This is a genomic window from Microseira wollei NIES-4236, assembly GCF_020521235.1.
GTDB classification, from domain to species: Bacteria; Cyanobacteriota; Cyanobacteriia; order Cyanobacteriales; family Aerosakkonemataceae; genus Microseira; species Microseira wollei.
On sequence record NZ_BLAY01000659.1, the window covers coordinates 1 to 286 of the forward strand.

A 286-nucleotide genomic window follows, 5' to 3' on the forward strand; every position below is an offset into this window, starting at 1 on the left:
GTGCCCCTACAGGTTGTGCCACCGATTGATTCGCCAACAGGTAGGGGCACGGCAGTATAAACCTTCTCTGTTTTGAGAACAATAGTTGCTGGTGCCGTGCCCCTACAGGTTGTGCCACCGATTGATTTGCCAACAGGTAGGGGCACGGCAGTATAAACCTTCTCTGTTTTGAGAACAATAGTTGCTGGTGCCGTGCCCCTACAGGTTGTGCCACCGATTGATTCGCCAACAGGTAGGGGCACGGCAGTATAGACGTTCTCTGTTTTGAGAACAATAGTTGCTGGTG

Annotated in this window: 1 pseudogene; it reads right to left on the reverse strand. The window is 51.7% G+C overall.

Features of this window, described 5'->3' with window-relative positions:
• A pseudogene (locus MiSe_RS50170) lies at positions 1-242 on the reverse strand (hypothetical protein); the annotation flags it as partial.
• Positions 243-286: the final 44 nt, after the last annotated feature.